Source organism: Paenibacillus sp. cl123, assembly GCF_900101595.1.
In the GTDB taxonomy this organism is placed as follows: Bacteria; Bacillota; Bacilli; order Paenibacillales; family NBRC-103111; genus Paenibacillus_G.
In genome coordinates this window covers 51308-70146 of sequence record NZ_FMYY01000016.1, presented here as the reverse complement: position 1 = coordinate 70146, position 18839 = coordinate 51308, and the positions used below count along the sequence as shown (strand labels likewise).

At 56.0% G+C, this 18839-nt stretch carries 21 protein-coding genes and 1 pseudogene; 17 read left to right on the top strand and 5 right to left on the bottom strand.

Features of this window, described 5'->3' with window-relative positions:
• Window positions 1–26: 26 nt before the first annotated feature.
• From BLR08_RS21550 to BLR08_RS21535, 5 genes and pseudogenes are all read left to right on the top strand, one after another.
• Entirely contained in the window at window positions 27–428 is a 402-nt protein-coding gene (locus tag BLR08_RS21550; protein ID WP_072334770.1) for a DUF350 domain-containing protein, read from the top strand.
• Window positions 429–457: 29 nt separating this feature from the next.
• Window positions 458–847: an SMU1112c/YaeR family gloxylase I-like metalloprotein gene (locus tag BLR08_RS21545; protein ID WP_072334554.1), complete on the top strand. Its 390-nt coding sequence runs from the start codon at window positions 458–460 to the stop codon at window positions 845–847.
• A 552-nt stretch (window positions 848–1399) separates the two neighbouring features.
• Window positions 1400–1870 (top strand): annotated as a pseudogene (tnpA, locus tag BLR08_RS21540) (IS200/IS605 family transposase).
• A gap of 287 nt (window positions 1871–2157) precedes the next feature.
• Entirely contained in the window at window positions 2158–2289 is a 132-nt protein-coding gene (locus tag BLR08_RS31840; RefSeq protein ID WP_256257735.1) for a hypothetical protein, read from the top strand.
• Between the two features lie 275 nt (window positions 2290–2564).
• A complete protein-coding gene (locus BLR08_RS21535; protein WP_072334775.1) occupies window positions 2565–3365 on the top strand; it encodes a (2Fe-2S)-binding protein in 801 nt (266 codons plus the stop codon).
• A gap of 270 nt (window positions 3366–3635) precedes the next feature.
• On the opposite strand, the gene BLR08_RS21530 is transcribed toward BLR08_RS21535, so the two are convergent.
• The 3 genes from BLR08_RS21530 to BLR08_RS21520 form a co-directional block, all read right to left on the bottom strand.
• Window positions 3636–3830, bottom strand: a complete 195-nt coding sequence (locus BLR08_RS21530) for a hypothetical protein (protein WP_072334563.1) — start codon at window positions 3828–3830, stop codon at window positions 3636–3638.
• An 81-nt stretch (window positions 3831–3911) separates the two neighbouring features.
• Window positions 3912–4751 (bottom strand): hypothetical protein, encoded by an 840-nt coding sequence (locus BLR08_RS21525; protein WP_072334566.1) that lies wholly within the window; start codon window positions 4749–4751, stop codon window positions 3912–3914.
• A gap of 325 nt (window positions 4752–5076) precedes the next feature.
• On the bottom strand, window positions 5077–5844 hold the full coding sequence (locus BLR08_RS21520; protein WP_072334569.1) for a sulfite exporter TauE/SafE family protein: 768 nt from the start codon (window positions 5842–5844) through the stop codon (window positions 5077–5079).
• Window positions 5845–6052: 208 nt separating this feature from the next.
• On the opposite strand from BLR08_RS21520, the gene BLR08_RS21515 reads away from it, so the two are divergent.
• From BLR08_RS21515 to BLR08_RS21495, 5 genes are all read left to right on the top strand, one after another.
• The gene (locus tag BLR08_RS21515; protein WP_072334572.1) at window positions 6053–7018 is read left to right on the top strand and encodes a 3'-5' exoribonuclease YhaM family protein; all 966 of its coding nucleotides are present in this window, start codon (window positions 6053–6055) and stop codon (window positions 7016–7018) included.
• 133 nt (window positions 7019–7151) lie between these two features.
• Window positions 7152–7262, top strand: coding sequence for a YjcZ family sporulation protein (locus BLR08_RS21510; RefSeq protein ID WP_072334576.1), 111 nt, complete (start codon window positions 7152–7154; stop codon window positions 7260–7262).
• Between the two features lie 156 nt (window positions 7263–7418).
• Window positions 7419–8495: a GerAB/ArcD/ProY family transporter gene (locus tag BLR08_RS21505; RefSeq protein ID WP_072334579.1), complete on the top strand. Its 1077-nt coding sequence runs from the start codon at window positions 7419–7421 to the stop codon at window positions 8493–8495.
• Window positions 8488–9915 carry a spore germination protein gene (locus BLR08_RS21500; protein WP_072334581.1) on the top strand — a complete coding sequence of 476 codons (1428 nt, stop codon included), beginning with the start codon at window positions 8488–8490 and terminating at the stop codon, window positions 9913–9915. The genes BLR08_RS21505 and BLR08_RS21500 overlap by 8 nt, the downstream gene beginning before the upstream one ends.
• Before the next feature lie 11 nt (window positions 9916–9926).
• A complete protein-coding gene (locus tag BLR08_RS21495) occupies window positions 9927–11081 on the top strand; it encodes a Ger(x)C family spore germination protein (protein WP_072334584.1) in 1155 nt (384 codons plus the stop codon).
• A 227-nt stretch (window positions 11082–11308) separates the two neighbouring features.
• Here BLR08_RS21495 and BLR08_RS21490 read toward each other — a convergent pair whose 3' ends face one another.
• Window positions 11309–11527, bottom strand: a complete 219-nt coding sequence (locus BLR08_RS21490; RefSeq protein WP_072334587.1) for a hypothetical protein — start codon at window positions 11525–11527, stop codon at window positions 11309–11311.
• A 132-nt stretch (window positions 11528–11659) separates the two neighbouring features.
• Window positions 11660–12547 (bottom strand): AraC family transcriptional regulator, encoded by an 888-nt coding sequence (locus BLR08_RS21485; RefSeq protein ID WP_072334590.1) that lies wholly within the window; start codon window positions 12545–12547, stop codon window positions 11660–11662.
• 205 nt (window positions 12548–12752) lie between these two features.
• On the opposite strand from BLR08_RS21485, the gene BLR08_RS21480 reads away from it, so the two are divergent.
• From BLR08_RS21480 to BLR08_RS21450, 7 genes are all read left to right on the top strand, one after another.
• Complete coding sequence (locus tag BLR08_RS21480; protein WP_072334593.1) at window positions 12753–13415, top strand: hypothetical protein; 663 nt, start codon at window positions 12753–12755, stop codon at window positions 13413–13415.
• An 84-nt stretch (window positions 13416–13499) separates the two neighbouring features.
• Window positions 13500–13751 (top strand): YolD-like family protein, encoded by a 252-nt coding sequence (locus BLR08_RS21475; RefSeq protein WP_072334596.1) that lies wholly within the window; start codon window positions 13500–13502, stop codon window positions 13749–13751.
• 148 nt (window positions 13752–13899) lie between these two features.
• Entirely contained in the window at window positions 13900–14685 is a 786-nt protein-coding gene (locus BLR08_RS21470) for a DUF1906 domain-containing protein (protein WP_072334599.1), read from the top strand.
• 447 nt (window positions 14686–15132) lie between these two features.
• Window positions 15133–15981, top strand: a complete 849-nt coding sequence (locus BLR08_RS21465) for a sensor histidine kinase (protein ID WP_072334602.1) — start codon at window positions 15133–15135, stop codon at window positions 15979–15981.
• Window positions 15978–16625: a response regulator gene (locus BLR08_RS21460; protein ID WP_072334605.1), complete on the top strand. Its 648-nt coding sequence runs from the start codon at window positions 15978–15980 to the stop codon at window positions 16623–16625. Before BLR08_RS21465 ends, BLR08_RS21460 begins: the two co-directional genes overlap by 4 nt.
• A 29-nt stretch (window positions 16626–16654) precedes the next feature.
• A complete protein-coding gene (locus BLR08_RS21455; protein ID WP_072334609.1) occupies window positions 16655–16999 on the top strand; it encodes a c-type cytochrome in 345 nt (114 codons plus the stop codon).
• Between the two features lie 241 nt (window positions 17000–17240).
• Window positions 17241–18719: a copper resistance D family protein gene (locus BLR08_RS21450; protein ID WP_256257741.1), complete on the top strand. Its 1479-nt coding sequence runs from the start codon at window positions 17241–17243 to the stop codon at window positions 18717–18719.
• Window positions 18720–18839: the final 120 nt, after the last annotated feature.

The window sequence follows — 18839 nt, the reverse complement described above, 5'->3', positions numbered from 1 at the left end:
AGTTGGATAATGTGTTAAGCTTTTTGATGTATTTGGGCGTAACGGTTCCCTTGATGGGACTTGGCATTTTGTTTTTCAATCTGGTGACTCCCTACAATGAGTTCGCGCTGATCCGCGATGCGGGCGATGTTGCGCATCCGGCCAAGGCCGCGGCGGGCAAGGCGGCGGCTTATGATCTGGGAGGCAAGCTGATCGGTCAGGTGCTGGTGCTTGCTTCGGCGGTATACCACTCCGTCGGCCTGCTTGATCTGATCATCTGGGGACTGCTCGGCATCGCGTTTCAGATCATCGTATTTTACATATTCGAGCTGTTGACGCCATTTCGGGTGACCGCGGAAATTCCCAAGGGGAACGTATCGGTAGGCATCTTTTCGTTCTGCCTCAGCGTCGCCTCCGGAGGATTGATGGCATCGCTGATCAGCTACTAAAGTACTTAAATCTAAGGAGATCACATTGTATGCTTGCTATTAAAAAAATTCACCATGCCGCCATTATCTGCTCCGATTATGAGAGATCGAAACGCTTCTACGTGGAGGTGCTCGGGCTGGAGGTCGTCAATGAAACCTACCGCGCCGAGCGCAGCTCGTATAAGCTGGATCTTGCGGTCGGCGGGCAGTATCAGATCGAGCTGTTCTCCTTCCCCGGCGCCCCGGAGCGGCCCAGTTATCCGGAAGCCCGCGGCTTGCGGCATCTGGCCTTCGAGGTCGATGACGTCGAAGCGGCGGCAGCCGAGCTGGCTGCCCGAGGCGTCCGGGTGGAAGCGATCCGGGTGGACGAAACGTCCGGCAAACGTTTTACCTTCTTCGCCGATCCGGACGGATTGCCGCTGGAATTATACGAGAGTTAGACAGACTGCCGTACCAGTTGGGTACGGAAGCCGGGAGCTTCTCTTATGACGATGAAAAAATGGGAGCGAGCGGCGCTTTGTACGAAAAAACATATAACCGGCTAGATATCATAGGATAAGGCTTGAACTTGTACGAAAAGCCGTATAAATAGGCTAAAGTAAACGGATGCAGCGTATATATTATACGTAAAATCGTACAAATAGCCGTAGCCGTATTGCGCAGAGCCATGGTTGTATGGAAAAACATACAAAAATAGGAGCCGGCTGGGAAAGAAAGACAGAAGTAGAACCAGGCAAGGAATAGATCGGAGAGGGACGACTGCAAGAGCGGCTGCCCCCCATGCCGATCTCTCCCCGCGCGCCAAAAGTATGGAGCAGTACCAAAGATCTTCAAGCACCCGGCCGCCGGCCGGGTTTTTCTTGTATAAGAAAACCCCCAGTTCGACTGGGGGTTCAGGAAAGCTTATAGCTATAAGTAAAAATCCCTTGACCTCTATGATAAAATGATAGCCGGTCTGCCAACCGCATCATCAAATCAAGGAGGACAAGGGAATGGATAAGAGCAGTCTAGCACATACCCGTTGGAACTGCAAATATCACATCGTATTTGCACCGAAATATCGAAGGCAAGTCATTTATGGGAAATTAAAAAGAGAAATTGGGAAAATCATTCGAGAGCTATGTGAGCGAAAAGGCGTGAAAATTCTGGAAGCGGAGGCTTGTGTCGATCACATCCACATGTTGGTGAGTATTCCGCCAAAGCTGAGTGTGTCAGAATTTATGGGATATTTGAAGGGAAAAAGCTCGTTGATGATCTTCGATAAATTTGCCAATTTGAAGTATCGATATGGAAACCGCCAGTTCTAGTGCAGAGGGTATTACGTGGATACGGTAGGACGAAACAAGAAAGTGATCGCCGAATACATTCGCAATCAGCTAACGGAGGACAAGAACTACGAACAACTCACGATGAAGGAACTGTTCGACCCGTTTACGGGTGAGTCGGTAGGAAAGGGCAAATAAAGAAGCCCCTTTGAGGGGCAAGCCTGAGACTCATCGCGGTTGGCAGACTTTCAGTGCGCCTTCTTAGGCGCTTGCTAGTAACATGCCCTTATAGGGCTGATGGAAGCCACCGGCTAAGCCGGTGGTTATGACTCCTGTCGCGCCCCCGCTTTTTTTCCAGGAAAGCCAGACTGACCGAAATCTAACGATATACTAACAAATTCCCAACAAAGCTTTGGTATGCTTGGCCTAAAGCGAATCGGGCGGTCTCCGGCTAGGGGGGAGCTCGATGCAGGAGGTGCGGGGGAATGGAGAATCGGTTTTCGGTAGGCATGGCGTTTGGGGCATTGCTCAGCATTCCTTTGTGGATGGCGGTGATCGGCTGGCTCCGCTGGCTGGCGCAATGGGGAACTTTGGTGCTTCACGGCTGGGCAGGTTAAGGACGGTCCGGCCGGGGAGACGGCCGATCGTCATGGCGGCGCAGCTTCGACGCTCCTCTCCGGAAGCGGAGCGGGAACAATGCGCAATGGGCAGGAGTAGACCAGAGTAGACTTGTCCGCCCCCGATGCAGGGGCTTTTTTCTTTCTCAAGAAGAGGATGGAAAAATGAGAAGTTTTCGATTATAATTGAAAATGAAAATCGTTATCATACATAATTCAATTAAGGAGCGCCGCCCGCTGCCGCAGGCTGACGCTTGGAGGAAGGCGATATTCATATGACGATAGATTACGCTTTTATCGAGAATAAGTTCTATATCCGCAAAGCAGCTCCGCTTCAGCCGCCGCTGTGGTCCAGCCCTGCGGCCGAGCTGCTCCAGCCCGCCGTGATGAAGGATTTTCTGGAGCTGTTCGCCCAGCGGATCAAGGCGCTCGAGCTGCCTGTGGCAGCGGTCTATTTCGGCAGCTGGCTCGGCTTCCTGGCTCTCGGCCAGCAATATGCCATGTCCGCCGGCAATACGTCCCTGGACTTGTCGTTGACCAATCTGGAGATCATGCTGCAGGAGCACAATGGCCATACGATCATGACCTTCAATCTGGGGGCGGGCGGGGAAACGTCTGCGCCGGAGAATGCTTGCGAGCGGACCGCCTGGCTTGACTCATCCCTCGAAGCCTTGTACGGATGTACGCTTCGTCCGTTGCTGGAGGCGGCGGCGGAGGCGGGGGGCGCCGAAATCGGACAGCTGTGGGGCCAGTTCCCGACCAAGTTTAATTATTATATGGCGTACTGGGAAGCCGAGATCGCCGATGAGGCGCTGCTTGGGAGGGTACGGGAGGATTACCGGTACCTGCGGGAGGAATTCCCGGCCGAGATGTTCGGACGCAAGAAGAACCCGCTGGATGTGAAAATCCGCTGGATCGAAGATTTGAAGGAGCCGGGCAAGCAGATGCGGATGAAAAATGCCTGCTGTATGTATTACCGCACAGAAGGCGGCTATTATTGCTACACCTGCCCGAGGATGAAGGAAGAGGAACGCGCCGAGCGCCGGGAGAAGGCGAGAGCGACGGCGATGGTATAACCGGGGGGGGGGGAGCGGCTGCGCCCGTCCGTGAAGCGAACTGCCGCGGAGCCGGGCTCTCAAGCAAAGCCCAAGCGTGCCAAAGACCGTCAGGATGAGGGAACCTGCTCCCCAGCGTCAGTCCATGCTGACCAGGAGGGGGCGTTTCCCTTATGTCCTGACGGTCTTCTCTCATATGCGGCGGCGAGCGTTAGTCCCGGAGGCGGCAGCATCGCCGCCTGCGCTCGTCCGGCGGGGCGGCCCAGCCCGGAGCGGGGAATGCCTGTGGTCTTAGGCGTGGTAGCGGCCGCGCGGCTCGTTGAGCACCCACTCGAGCAGAAGAATTTGCTCGTCCAGCCGTTCGAGCCGTTCTCCCGCCGCAGAGGCTTGGGAGGAGCCGGCCGCGGCTTCGGCTTGCGTTTCCATGATTTTGCGCTGCATGAGCAGCTCATTCAGCTTTCGCTTGACCTGATTCTCGTCTCTCACAACCTGCACATCCTTTCATCCACCCGATCTTACCAGAAATCCGGGAGGCGGGAAAGCGTAGAGAGGGCAGCCGTATGGCGGTTAGCCGTGCTGGAGGCGCTTGGACGGCATGCCGGCCGTCCCTACGACATCCCTCTCCCATAGCCAGTCCGTCGGAGCGTACAGCTCATAGAAAGGGATTTTATCCGTAGCCTTGCGGCACATGGCGATCGTTTTGGAGGTGTCGCTTGGATCGAGCGGCTTAAGCAGCAAGGAGCTATGCAGCTGAAGCACGGCGTCCGTCCTGCTCATGGGCGAGTGGTGGTGGAGCGGCGCGGTGCGCTGCAGGTAATAAGCGCCGACGTCATACGTCAGATGAATATCCTGCGGCTGGCGGCAGATGCCTTGACGGAAGGGAGAGTTAAAGACCCGGACCTGTCCTCCCGACACCTTCAGCACGGCGGCTTCGTCGGCCAGCAGAGCGCCGGACTGCTGCGGCAGACGTTTCGTGTCCGGATGGTCCGCAGGCAGCATAAACAAGCTGGCTTTGTTTCCTTCGGCGACAGAGGAGGCACGGACGAGCAAGCCCCACTCGCGCTGCGTAATCAGCGCGTTATACAGCACCATCAGGGCGTGCTCGAGAGCGGCCTCGTCGTAAGCGTCGATCGTCGCCTCCGCATAATCGCGCGAAGCGGAGAGCTGCAGATCGCTGCGCGAATACCAGACGCGATCCGCCGTGAATACAATCCGCGGCAGACGAGCGTCCCAGGCTCTGCCGTAACCCATCTCCACGCTGACGAGCATGTCGATCGGAGAAGCGAAGGTGTAGCTTGTAGCCGGTACGGCGCTGAAGGTGCGCACCGCCCAGGAACAGAGGGTGTCGGAAGGAAATTCAACCGCGAGACGATGCTCGGCAATATTCAGCTCCAGCAAATAAGACATATATATCCCCCTTCAAGGGTCAGGAGTAAGAATAAGAAGTTCAACTTGTTCGCGACAAAGGGCAGTGCTCCCTGTGGAGGGAGATACACTATGTAACGGGCCATGCCAAGGAGCCGATAAAAACCGGGAAATCGTTCCATCACTCCGGCATATAAGACACGTCTAGCGCTTGAGAATGATCCTCACATAGGTAAATATATGTTACATTATGTATCATGTCAAGCGGTTTATGAGCATCAACGGTCAAATAAACATACGATCTCAGCCTCCGTCTCAGACAGAAGGCCCCGGCCGCTGTTCGAAAAAAGATGCGCGCGCCTCGGACTCAATGCGCGATGAGCTTCACTCCGCTGAGAAGAATCAGCAGAGCTATGGCTATGCGGAGCGGCTTGGCCGGCATGCGGGGGGCCAGCCTGCTGCCCAGCAGAACGCCGGGTACCGAGCCGATCAGCAGTTGAAAAGCAAGCCCGTAATGGACATGACCGAGGCCCATATGAAGCAGGCCGGCCGCGGTAACCAGCAGGAAGGCATGGACAATATCGGTCCCGACGAGCTCCGCCGAGGACATCCGGTAGAAGAGCATCATGGCCAGCGCGAACAGCGAGCCCGAGCCGATCGAGGTGAAGCCGACGATAAAACCGAGGACGAAGCCGATAATGATCGTGAGCGGGAGCTTGCGTTCCAGGGACAGCTCCTGAAGACGAGAGGTCCCCTTGTCCTTCAAAGCCAGCTGAACCAGATTCAGCAAAGCGACGAGGACGAGCATGAATCCCAGCGCATGGCGGATAATCAGGTCCTGATACGCATGCAGCGGAGGGTACCACTTCAGCAGCAGGATGGAGGCCGCGGCGCCGGGCAGACTGCCCAGCGCGAATTGGCGGGCCAATGCCAGATCGACCGTTCGCTGGCGCAGATGCTGAATACTGCCGAACAGCTTAGTTACCGAGTTATAGACCAGATCGGTAGCAACGGCTGCCATAGGCTGAATGCCCGCAGCTACGAGCAGCGGAGTGAGCAGCGAAGCTCCCCCGACGCCCGTCATCCCGATAAGCATTCCGACAAATGCCCCTATTGCGATAAGCTCCGCTTCCATCCTGCATTCCTCCTTGTACATGCCCTGCACCTTTATTAACACTATGCAGAATCTGCGGGAACATGACTTGTCTGCCTGCCGGGGTTTCTTCATCATATTAGGCTTGATCTGTCCGGGCGCATGGCTTACAGTTAAATAGCGGAAAAAAGGGGAGAATAGGCCGCCCGCAGCATGAGGGATGGGCCTGTTGCAAGAGAGGGGAAGAAGAATGACAGCAATTAAAAGCTTTGCGGATGGCGATGAGGTTACCGGTTTTTTTCTACTCAAGCTGGCGGAGGTGAAGCAGACGAACGCTACCCCGCCCAAGCCTTATTTCGATCTGATTCTGGCGGACAGCACCGGTGAAATATCAGCCAAGCTGTGGGATATCTCAAGCGCGGACAAGGAAACGTTTTTTTCGATGATGCTCGTCAAGGTCCAGGGAGTGGTGCAGCTGTACCGGGACCGGCTGCAGCTGAAAATAGCCCGTATCCGGAAGGTCACCCCCGAAGACGGCTGCTCGATACAGGATTTTCTGCGCACCGCTCCGGTGGCGGCCGAGGATCTGGTCGCAGCTATCGCAGGCGCCGCGGCGAGCATCCGCGATGAGGAGATGCGGGCGATCGTCGATTTCTGCATCGCCAAGGCAGGCGACAAGCTGCTGCACTACCCGGCGGCCAAAGGAATGCATCACGCTTATTACGCGGGTCTCGCCTACCACACCGCGCGGATGCTGGAGCTGGGCGAATTTATAGCGGGCCAGCGCCCGTTCCTGAATGCGGAGCTGCTGAAGGCCGGCATTATTTTGCATGATATCGCAAAAACCGAGGAAATGAATGCCGAACTCGGCGTGGTGCGGGAGTATAGCCTGACGGGGAAGCTGCTCGGCCATATCTCCCTCGTATCCGGCTGGATCACCGAAGCGGCCATCCGCTTGGGACTGGACCCTGGCGCCGAGAACGTCATCGCCCTCCAGCATCTGGTGCTGTCGCATCATAATCTCGGCGAATGGGGAAGCCCGGTGCAGCCTCAGCTGCCGGAAGCCGTAGCTTTGCATCATATCGATCAGCTGGATGCGAAGCTTCAGGCTGTCGAGGACGCGCTGGATGCGATGAACGCAAACGACGAATGGTCTGCTCCGGTAAGAGTACTGGAGAACAAGCAGATCTACCGGATGAAGAAGCCGGGGAAATGATGCCGTACCCTTGGAGAGAAGCCGGGCCGGGACAGCGGAACAAAGAATAATGAAGGAACTGGTCAAACGCACAGACGGAGAAGGACGCCGTGCAATATGATGGATTATCTTCTGAAAAAGGAGGTTTTCCTCAATGGGTTATGTTGGCGGCGCAGGTGCCGGATGCGGCGGTTATACTTCCACTGGCGCGATTCTGGTGCTTTTCATTCTGCTGGTGATTATTAGTTGTGCGTTTGTTGTGTAACTAAAAGGATTGAGAAGGGCTGCGCTGCGCGCAGCCCTCTTAAGCATGCTCCGGAAGGCTGCGGCCGCTTCTCCACAACATCCTCCAGCCAAGTATAACCAAGTCAATTTGAGGCATAATTGTAACACGACAAATGCTGGCAAAGGGGAGAAACAGATGCCGCCGCAGAAATTTACGATACTTCAGCTGTCGACCGTCTTTTTATTGTCCGTAGGCATGATGAACCATGTTCAAGTTATTCCGCTGATCCTGGATGTGGCAGCGCGCGACTCCTGGTTATCCATTCTGTTGACGACCGCGCTGTTTATTCCCGTATTTCTGACGATCGGCTACATTATAAAAAAGACGGGGCAGCAAGACATCCGGAAGTGGCTGACCAAAGCCTACGGCCGGTGGGCGAGCGTCGCTTTCTCCGCGGCGGCCGGCGTGCTGCTGACCGCCGCCATCATCATCACGACGAAAGATATGAGCATATGGACGAACGCTTCGTATATGCCCAATACCCCGATGGGAGTCATTGTGGTCTCCTTCCTGGCCACCGCGCTGTATACGGCGATGAAAGGGCTGCGTACGCTCGTGGCGACGGCCGGCATCTTCCTGCCGATTATCGTACTGCTGGGCGAGTTCGTGATGATGGCGAACTTCCAGATCAAGGACTATTCGCTGCTGTTTCCCATCTTCGAATATGGACCCCTGCCCATGTGGAAAGGAGTCATGTATATCGGGGCAGGCTTCGTTGAGCTGATTTTCCTGGTGTTCATGCAGCATCAGGTGTCCAGCAAGGTAGGCATGTGGCAAATGCTGATCCTCGGCCTGCTGCTGGCCGGGCTTACCTTGGGACCGACGATGGGGGCGATCAGCGCGTTCGGGCCGATCGAAGCGGCTCAGCAGCGCAATGCGGCCTTCGAGCAGTGGCGTTTGGTGAAGGTGGGCAATTATATGGAGCATGTCGATTTTCTGTCTATTTTTCAATGGGTCGGCGGCGCTTTTGTCCGCATCGCGCTGGCTCTGTACATTGTCAGGCAGTTCGTTCCCTCGAATCTTTTCCTGGTTGGCATTACGGCGCTCTGTGCCATCGGGGCGCTGTATCCGGTAGGAGACATCACCTTCTACAATTTCATGAAAAATGGCTATTATCCGCTTATGTTTGCCGGGCTGCTCGCTCTGGTGGCTGTCCTCTACATACTGGTGCTGATATCCGCGCACAGAAAGCGGGGAACCGCTCATGAATGACCGGGCCGAAGCTGTACTCGCCATCTTGTCGCATTGCGAAGACGTCATCTCCACGCAGAAAAGCTATGATCCGGAAGGCCGGGATACGATCACGATCATCCAATGCCGGACGCTGTGCGACGCCAGGGTGCTGACTGAGGACGTGCTGCCCGACCTGCAGCGGATCTATCTGTTTACGCGCTTCTCCAGCGGGGAGGCCATCGAACGGGCGGCCACGATTCCTCTGAAGGAGATCGAGAGCTTGAATGACGCGGAGCTGGCCGGCCAGGTGCTGGCGGGCAATGTCGTGCTCTGGTTTCCCCGGCTAGGGCTTGGCTACTCGTATCACGGCGGCAAGCGGCTGGCGCGCGATACGGAGGAGAGCAATATCGAGGTGTCGATCCGCGGGCCTAAGGACGGTCTGGTGGAAAATTTGATGACGAATCTGGGACTTATCCGTCAACGGCTGCCGAGTCCTACCGTAGCCTTTACCTCCTATACGGTCGGTACGAAATCGAAGACGCGGGTAGGCCTGATGTATTGTACGGATAAGCTCTCGCCGGATACGCTGTCCCTGATCACGTCTAAATTATCCGCTCTGGAGCAACAGATCGAGGAGCTGAGCAGCGCCACCCAGCTGGAGGAGCTTATCTCCGACCAGCCGTACAGCCTGTTTCCGCTCAGCGTCTATACGGGGCGAACCGATTTCATTACATCCTCGCTGCTGCGGGGACGGTTCGTCATCTTGATCGATGGCGTGCCGGGAGCGATCGTCGCTCCCGCTACTATGACCCTGCTGCTCAAAACAGCCGAGGACGCCCATTTTAACTTCATATCCGCCACGTCCGGCCGGCTGCTGAGACTGGTCAGCTTATACGTGTCTATTTTTCTGCCCAGCTTCTACATCGCGCTGACAGGCTTTCATCAGGATCAGCTGCCTTTTCCACTGCTGTCCACGATCTCGATGACCCGCGTGGGCGTACCTTTTTCCGTGCCTGTCGAGATGCTGCTTATTCTGCTGCTGATGGAAGTATTTCGCGAGGCGGGCTACCGGCTTCCGTCGTCGATCGGCCAGACCATTACCGTTGTCGGGGGGCTTATCATCGGGGATGCCGCTATCCGGGCGGGGCTAACGTCTCCGACGATCGTTGTGGTGGCTGCCGTATCCGTAGTGGCCGGCTCCACCCTGATTAACCAAACCTTGACGGGGACGGTCAGCGTCATTCGCTACTTTAATCTGCTGCTGGCCTCTGTCCTTGGGATGTACGGATTTATGCTGTCCTGCATTCTGGTCATTGTGTATATAGCCGGCCTGACCTCTTACGGGATTCCGTACTTATCTCCCTTGTCCCCCGTCAATCCGAAGGATGTGCTGCGCGCTGTCATCCTGCTGCCCCGCAAGTGGCGTGGAAGGAAGCCGGAACATCTAAAAAGAAAATAAGAGGTGCTGCCGTGAAACCGTGGAGCTTTTACATCAAGCTGCAGCTTATAGTGGCGGTGCTGCTGGTCGTCCCCGGCTGCTGGGACTATAAGGAGCTCACCTATCTCATCTATACAACGTCCTTCGGCATCGACTACAAGGACGATCAATATACCGTTTATCTCCAGGCGCTGAATTTCAATGACCTGGCCAAGCAGGAAGGCGGGGATACCGGCAAAAGTTATCCGATCCTCGTCGGCAGCGCCAAGGGAGAGACATTGACGGATGCGATTTTCCAATTGTACAGGAGCGAGCAGATGCGCATCTATTGGGGGCATGTGAGCGCGGTCGTCCTGAGCAAAAATGCCGTCAAGCATGCGGATATAAAGGAACTGGTTGATTTTATCAACAGATACAGAGAAATCCGCTATAATGTATGGCTGTACGCCACGGAGGAGCCGATCGAGCGCTTGTTCAACCTGGACTCCTTTTTCGGCATGACGGCGTACCAGACCATCCTGATGAACCCTGAGGACTCTTATCAGCAATATTCGGACATTAAGCCGATCTATCTGGTGGACTTCCTGGCCGATTATCTCGAACGAGGCAGGACGGCAATGCTTCCGGTATTGTCGTCCGCCGAGACAGAGTGGAAGGAAGGGGGGAAGGCGAGCCGGCAGATGAAGCTTAAAGGCGCGTATTTCTTCCATGACCGGATGTATAAGGGGAGCCTGCTGTTCGAGGAAATGATGGGCAAAAGGTATTTGGATAAAAAAATGTCCCGGCTGCCGGTCACCCTGCATGAGGCGGGAAAAACGCTAGCTACGCTGGTTGTCCACGTCAAGGACTGCAGGGTGGATTACCGGATCGAGGGCGGGAAGGTTAAATATACCGTGAAGCTGAAGGCGACGGCATTTATCGAAGAATTGTATAAAAATATGGAGGAGAGTTCCATCATCGAGAGGGTGAAGAAGGATGTGGACAGGCAGATTCGCACCTCCTTCCAGAAAGGTCTGGACATCCATGCGGATATTTACAATCTGAATGATGATCTGTTCCGTTACCACCATGAGGATTGGAAAACTTATATAGCGGGCAAGCCGGTGAAGGATATAACGGAGCTGGAGACGGTTGATCTGGAGCTGAGGCTGCTGCATTCGGGCAAGTACAAGAACCGGGTGAATTAACCGGACAGACGCGGACAGACGTAGAAGGACGCCGGCCAGGCAGGAAAACTCCCCTAAGTGTCAAATGTTGTTAGGGGAGGAATGCGGATGGCATTTATCGTGAGAGAAAATCAGCCGGGTTGAGAAGAAGCGCTGAGGACGGCGATTGGGCAGGCACATCAATCAGCCGCTGCTTTCCCCGCGGGGGAGAAGACAGCGGCTGATTCGCATTCGGGGCTCAGGCTGGATCAGCGATTCTGGCGGGGCTTGTCGGACGCCGTCCCCTCGGCACGGTAGCTTGGCCTATCTTCATGCGGCAGCTTGTCCTCATTGCCGGCCATACGGTCCATCAAGGTTTCGACATAACCGCTGATTTTATCCGTAGATGCCATGTCCTGCTGATCCATCGGTGTGGTAATCCCGGCAAAGGTGCCGGACACATCCGGTTCTTTTTTATGCTTACTCATAGCACATCTTTCCTTTCCTGTGAAATAAGGGCATAACCTATATTACCCCATTCCAAAGGAACTGATACAGATTGCCGGGCGCCCTGGGCCACCCGGCATTGTCGCCGGATGGCGGCGCAGACCGGCGCGGCTTTAGTCGGTCGCCGCCAATTTCTTCTTCACGGGTATCCAGATTTCGCTTCTGAAGGTCGGCGAAGACGTATCCTTGTGTTCATTCCACAAAATCTCGGGTCCTTCCGCCGCTTCATACGAGGAGGATGGAAACCATTCCGAATAAATGCGTCCCCAAATATTTTGCAGCGTAGCCGGGAACGGTCCTACCGAATCGAATACGGCCCAGGCGGATGCCTGCACTTCCAGGTGAGACAAGCCGTCCGGGCACTCCGAGGTGGTCGCCGCCCCGATATAATGGTCCAGCTCCCCGGCTCCGTCCAGCCGCCCTTCCGAAAAGTTCACGGATGCGCTGATAAGTCCGTGCGGTTCGATGTTCGAAGCTTGTTTAATCGTGCGAATGTTGTCCTCGGTCAAGCTCTGCCACATCGCCGCGATCTCGGGATTGACCCCGTGGTAGATGAGCGGCACTCGCTTATGGATGCCGACAATGCGGAAAGCCTCTTTCTCAACCAAACGATAATTCATTTCATTCCCTCCCTGGATGGTCAGCTGAAAGGTCATTCTCGGAAAAGCTTTGAGCGGCTGGCCTTGCTGCCGCGCTTCCGACGGCAATATGCCGTGCAATCCTTGAAAAGCACGCGCAAATGAGTCGGCGGAGCTGTACCCGTATTTGACGGCTACGTCGAGCACTCTGGCCTGGCCGCTGGTCAGCTCGAAGGCTGCGAGCGTAAGACGCCTGCGGCGGATATATTCCGACAACGTAACGCCGGCTAGGAAGGAAAACATTCTCTTAAAATGATACTCCGAGCAGCAAGCCCGCTTCGCCACTTCTTTGTAATCCAGCTCATTGAGCAGATTGTCCTCCAAGTACTGAAGGGCTCCATTCATGCTCTTAAGCAAATCCATTGCTATAACCTCCCTGCTTCATCATCGTATCAGGAACGACTGCGCCCTATCCGACATTCCGTGCACAAAAAAGAAGGATAACTTGCGCTGCTTCCGCGTCTCTCTTATTATACGCCTGTGTTCGCGCGGGACAAGGTTGCGATACCGGCGGGCATCACGTATATTGAGAGAGATGTCCGGACTGATTGAGAAGAGGTGAGCTCGGATGATTGGCATGTACCTTGTGCTGGGCATGATGGACGTGCTGGCCTTGCTGGCGCTGTTGTTCCAGATATTCCGCTGGCCGTATTTCCGTCATTTGGGCGGAGCTCTCCTTATAGCAGGCGTTTGTTCCGTCGTATCCTATTGCTTGCGCATCGTATTTGACTTGACGCAGTGGGACATGGCCGCCCAGGGCTTGATCATTTTCCTGGGCTTGCTTTATACGCTCAAGGTGCATCCGTATCACGCGATGACTATGACCGTAACCGGTTATCTGGCTTATGCGATGGTCCAGCTGCTCGGATTGAAGACGCTGGATGGTCTGGGGATTGTGAGCGCGGATATAGCGGCCGAGGACGCAGGCGCCGGCATATTTTCCTTGCAGCTGCTTAGCCAGCTCGCGGGTATCGGGCTTTCCTATATGCTCTATAAGCTGCGTATGGGCTTCACTTACGTGACGGGCCGCGTCCGCGAAACCGTCAGTCCTGTGCCGGCCGGCGAGCCGCTTGCGCTCTTCATTCACACGGTTGCCGTCTTGGTGATGGCCAGCGGGATGTATTGGATTATCCAGTTCGGGAACGCTGGCGTGGATGTGATGCTGTGGACGGGGCTTCCGGCCCTTGGCGGCTTGCTCTATTTGGCTTATAAGCAAGAAAGCAGAACGTGACGCGAGGGCGACGATTGGAGCAGGACGGGCTGAGGATGCTGGCAGCAAGAGACAATTGAACTTGATGGAGAAGGAGGCAGTCATATGGCCAAAGCAAAAGTAACGAAGCGTCCTACGCGGGATGAATTCGAATTGGAAGAGCTGGGCAATCAACTGGTCGAGGCCAAGCAAGAGGATTCCGAAATTGTGCTGACGGTCTGGGGATGGGAGGAGCAGGTGCGCGGACAAATCGTGCTGATGGACTCCCGCACCAAGCTGGTCCATATTCAGCATCAGGGGGAGCTTACGAAGGTTCCTTTCCTGGACATTATGAAGGTGGATTATCCACGGGATTAAAGGATGCAGGCGCTTCTCTCTGAGGCGGCCTGCATTTTGTTTGATTTCAGGCTGGCATGGCCCACACGAACAGGCAAGCGGTCGAATATCTTAAACTAAAGGGACTACTCCCGGGGTTCGTAGATTTCGCCGAAAGGAGACCAGTCTGATGGCCAAAGGATTCGATTGCGCTACGCCGCTGACCGCGGCTCTTGCCCGATTGTTTGCCAGTCAGGGCTTTACATTCGTGGGGCGGTATCTCGCTGAAGCGGGTTCTTGGAAGCGCCTCTCTCCCGAAGAGGCACAGTGGATTACGGAAGCGGGCATGTACATCGTCTCTTTCTTCGAGCGCTACGCCAACCGCGTACGCGAAGGAGCAGGGGCGGGAGCGATAGACGGCAAGCTTGCTCTTCAGTACGCGAAGGAGGTTCGCCAGCCGCCCGGCTCTGTCATCTATGCGGCAGTGGACTATGATGCGCCTGCACGCGATTATGGCGCGATCGCCGCCTACCTCCGGGCATTCGATGCGGAGATCGTGGGCTATGAGCTTGGGGTATACGGCTCCTACAGCGTCGTCAAAGCGATGCATGAGCGGGGAATCACGACCAAGCTTATGCAGACCTACGCCTGGAGCCGCGGGCTGAGGTACGATCCCATCAGCATTTATCAATATAAAAATGACGTTACGGTTAACGGAATCGGCATCGATTACAATGAGTCCAACGGGGACGCAGGAGGGTGGAAGGTAGGGATGGCAATCGTACAGCAGCCGGCGCTGGACCCGGGAGTGGCGCAGACGGTGATCAACACGTGGATTAAGAAGTCGTGGGCGGATGCGGAGGCCGCCAAGCAGGGCGCGTCCGCCGAGACGGTCCAGGCGCTGACCTCGCAGCAGCGGTACTACAACCAGCTGGCGAATGCGCTGAGGGACGCAGCGGGCCTGCCTCGCGAATGATCGCGTAGCGGAACTGCCGGGGCCGTCCGGCCGTCGGTTCGGGCGGCTTGCGGGCAGATGAAGCGTCATCGGTAATTCCCGAAACCGTCGTTATGCACTCGATGCAGGACGGTTTCTTAACACCCCCCGCTGTCATACTAATGAAAGGACAAGCATTAGGGTCATATGGGAAGCATGAGCATTGTCTCATAGGTATGCCAAGCAATGGTCAAAGCATGCGGCGCCAGGCATTGTATGACATCCCGCTTGCAACAAAGCGAGACCCCCAGGCTAGTGCCGGGCGGGCCTCGCTTTTTAATGCGGTTTGAAGCTTTGGGAAAGGATACGACTTCCTCCCTGTCACGCTTTGTTCATAAGCGGAGTACAAATGACTCTTTCGAGTCATAGCCAGCAACGCGGACAATATGATTTGATAAAGGTATGGGGCTGTTAAGGGAGTGAACCTGATTGCTGTACCGGCATTTAAAAAGTTTGATTTTGATCATCCCGACATTGACCATCGGGTTATGGGAATATATTCGCCACGCCTTCCTGCTCCCGTACATCTCCATGGATCTCGGAAACTGGCTGGCGCCTTTGCTCGTCTTTCTGGTAACGATGACGTTGCTGCGCAAGCTGTTCTTCATGATCGAGAAGCTGCAGGAGGAGCTGCAGAAGGAGCGGGCAGCCAAGGCCGCTCTGGAAGAGCGTGAAAAAATTGCGCAGGAGCTGCACGACGGCATCGCACAATCATTGTTTCTGCTGTCGGTTCGGATCGACCGGGTGGAGCAGAGCCAGACCGGCGTGCTGACGGACGCTCTGCGAGAGGCTTACCAGAGCCTGCGCAAAACTGTCCACGAGGTGAACGATTATGTCAGGCAGGCGATCGCCGGCCTTCGCTATCCGGTCAATCCTTCGGCCGAGCCGTGGATGGATTCGATACGCCAGCTGACCGAGGAGTTTATGCAGGATACGGGCATTGCGGTACATCTGAACTGGTCGCTGTCCGAAGAGAGGATCAAGCTGAAGGAGAAGGTGGAGCTGTACTCCACGATTCGCGAGGCGATGATCAATGCTTACAAGCATGCGGATGCTGCAAATCTATGGATACAGGGGAGCGACCGCGGAGAAGCGGGCTGGAGCTGCGAGATTCGCGACGACGGCAAAGGCTTTGACGCAGGGACGCCCTCCGAGGCACGCGGCGGCTTTGGCCTGCTGATGATGCGCGAGCGCGCTGACGAATTGGGCTGGAGTCTCGTTATCAGACGAGAGCAAGGGTGTACTATGGTGACGATCGAGAAGGAGGACAAGCGATGACACAGCCGATCCGAATTATGCTGGCTGACGACCACGAGCACGCACGCGAGGCGATGAAGGATATTATCGGGCTGGATGCCTCTTTTGAAATCGTCGGCGAGGCGGTCAACGGGCAGGAAGCGGTGAGGCTGGCCGAGCAATGCATGCCGGACTTGATCCTGATGGACATTCGTATGCCCGGGCTGGACGGGCTGGAGGCGACTAAAGCGATCAAGGAGCGTTTTCCGTATGTGAAGATCGTTATGGTGACCGTATCGGGGGATATCACTCATCTGTTTGAAGCCATCAAGCGCGGCGCCCAAGGCTATCTGCTGAAAAATCTGAGCCCCGCCTCCTGGCATGAATATTTGCGGGCAGTCGCCTTCGACGAAGCTCCGATGTCTCGCGAGGTTGCGGTGAGGCTGCTGCAGGAATTTACGATGGTGAAGACTAACGTGCCCGAAAAATCGCCGTTGACAAGCCGGGAAAAGGAAATTCTGGAGTGCGTAGCCTGCGGGAGATCGAACAAGGAAATCGCCGACGAGCTGGATATTTCCGAGCATACGGTAAAAAATCATTTGAAAAATATCCTGCACAAGCTTCATCTGGACAATCGGGTGCAGCTGATGAGATATGCTTACGAGAAGGGCTGGATTCATTCTTGAAAAGTACTGAAACGGGAGGGAATTAAATAATGAAACGAAGAATGATGGTTGCCGTCTGGACGGCCGCATTGACGCTTGCCCTTGCCGGCTGCGGCGGCAAGAGCGCCGGAGAAGCTGCGCAAAGCGCCGGACAAGGCCAGGCGGCCGGAGGCGAAGACGTTCAAGCGCTGTATAAATCCAATTGTCTTTCCTGTCACGGCAATGATCTGCAGGGCGGCATGGGGCCAAGCTTGCAGAAGATAGGAACCAAGCTCACAGAAGAGCAGATTGCCGCAAAGGTGAAAAACGGCGGAGGAGGCATGCCTGCCTACAAGTCCAAATTAAAGGAAGAAGAAGTGCAAACCTTGGCCGCCTGGCTAGCGGAGAAAAAATAACGGCTTTACTGTCGGCGACGCAGAGTGCTTCCTGTAGAGGGCAAGCGACGTTAACACGGCAACTTGGATATCCGCCCACTTTGTTCGCGCTTGTCCGGAGCTTGAACCACACAGGCGCAGAGTCGGCCGCTTTGCGCGCCGCGGTGCTGAGCCAGACGACATAACTTGTCCATAGAGCAGAGCCGCCGCTGGCCGGAAGCGGGCGGCTCTGCTTGCGTATGGAGGAAGGAAAGTGAATGCGATGTTTCGTTGGTGTCTTTATGTCAGTATACTGGCGGCCCTTACGCTGTCATGGCCGGCTGCCGCCGGTGCCCATGCGAATATGGAAATGTCGTCTTCGCTGCTCGCTCCGGCCGCACAGCCCGGGTCAGCTTCAGGCGATAACGCCGACACGCAGGCTCATTTGCATGACGAGCACATGCATCACGGAACAGATCAGAGGGCCGTTGCCCGACATTTATTGAGAACGGCCGACTTACTGGCAGCGGTTCTCGTTCTCGGGTTTCTCGGCTATCGCTATTGGATCTGGACCGGGAGGCAGGCTCCGCTGGGTTTCTCACTGCGTGTAGAACGAAGGCTGCTGCTGGTGGCCGGAGCGCTCAGCCTCCTGACCGGCTTTCTCGAGGTCTGGCTGCAGGTTGAGCAGCTTAGCGGCCCGGGGATGCAATCAGCCTCGGAGCGGTTTTTCTTGCTGCTGACCTCAACCTGGATCGGCACGGCCGCATGGATGAGACCGCTGCTGGCCGGCTTCCTGCTGTTTTTGACCTGTTCCCGCGATCAAGAGTCGCTGAAGTGGATCAAGGGACTCATCGTTGTGTTGTGGGCAGCTTTATCCCCGCTGACCGGACATGCGGCAGGGACATCTGATGGAGCGGCTGCGGCAGTCGGCGGTCATCTGCTGCATCTGATTGCGGCCGGACTTTGGTTTGGCGGCTTGATCGGAATCTTCGCGGCGACATTCGCCCGAAAGCCGTCGGTGGAAAATATTCGGGATTGGAACCAATCGATTTCCCGCTTCTCCAAGCTGACTCTGCTGATCGTCCCGCTCATGGGAGCTACGGGAGCCGGGTTGGCCATCGCAAGATTGCACGCTGCGACCGAGCTGCTGGACAGCCGCTACGGCAAGCTTGTGCTGCTCAAGGGAGCGATACTGCTCGTAGTGATTGGTATCGGAGTTTTCCATCGTCGGGTCTGGCTGCCGCGCCTGCAGCCGTTGCTGGAGCAGGAGGGAACGGAGCGCGAGCAGGCGATCGGCCGGTTCATAAACGGCGTCCAACTGGAGCTTGTGCTGGCTCTCGCGGCCTTCATAGCGGCAGGGATGCTGTCGACGACCTCCCCATCCCAAGCCTCCGCTGAGCCTCTCTATTGGCATGTGATGGGTGAAGAGGCCCATATGTCGCTGAGGATCAAGCCGGAGAGCGGGGGAGGGCATTCGATCAAGCTGGATAGTTGGCTGCCCTCAGAGCTTGAAGCTCCGGTAGAGCCCAAGGTGGAGGCAGCTCCGCTGGCCTCGCCGGATACGGAGCCGCAATCGATACCGCTAGAACTGAAAGTAAGCGGGCCCGACCCGTACGGCTTCGAGGGCTTCGATAAATTCACGTATGAATCGGTCAACCGAGCTTACAGGTTCGGCGGCTCCGGTTCATGGCGGATCATAGTTTCCTTCTCCGACTCGCAAGGACAATTGCACCGGTACGAGAAGGTTGTCGATCTGCCGTAAAGAGGGCATCAACCGGCTTGTCCAACGCCACCGGAAGCAGGGCGACGCAGGAGAACCAGATTTGTCCGCCGGGTGTCGCCAACCATCGGCGAAGGACCTGGAGCAGCTGAAGAATACAGG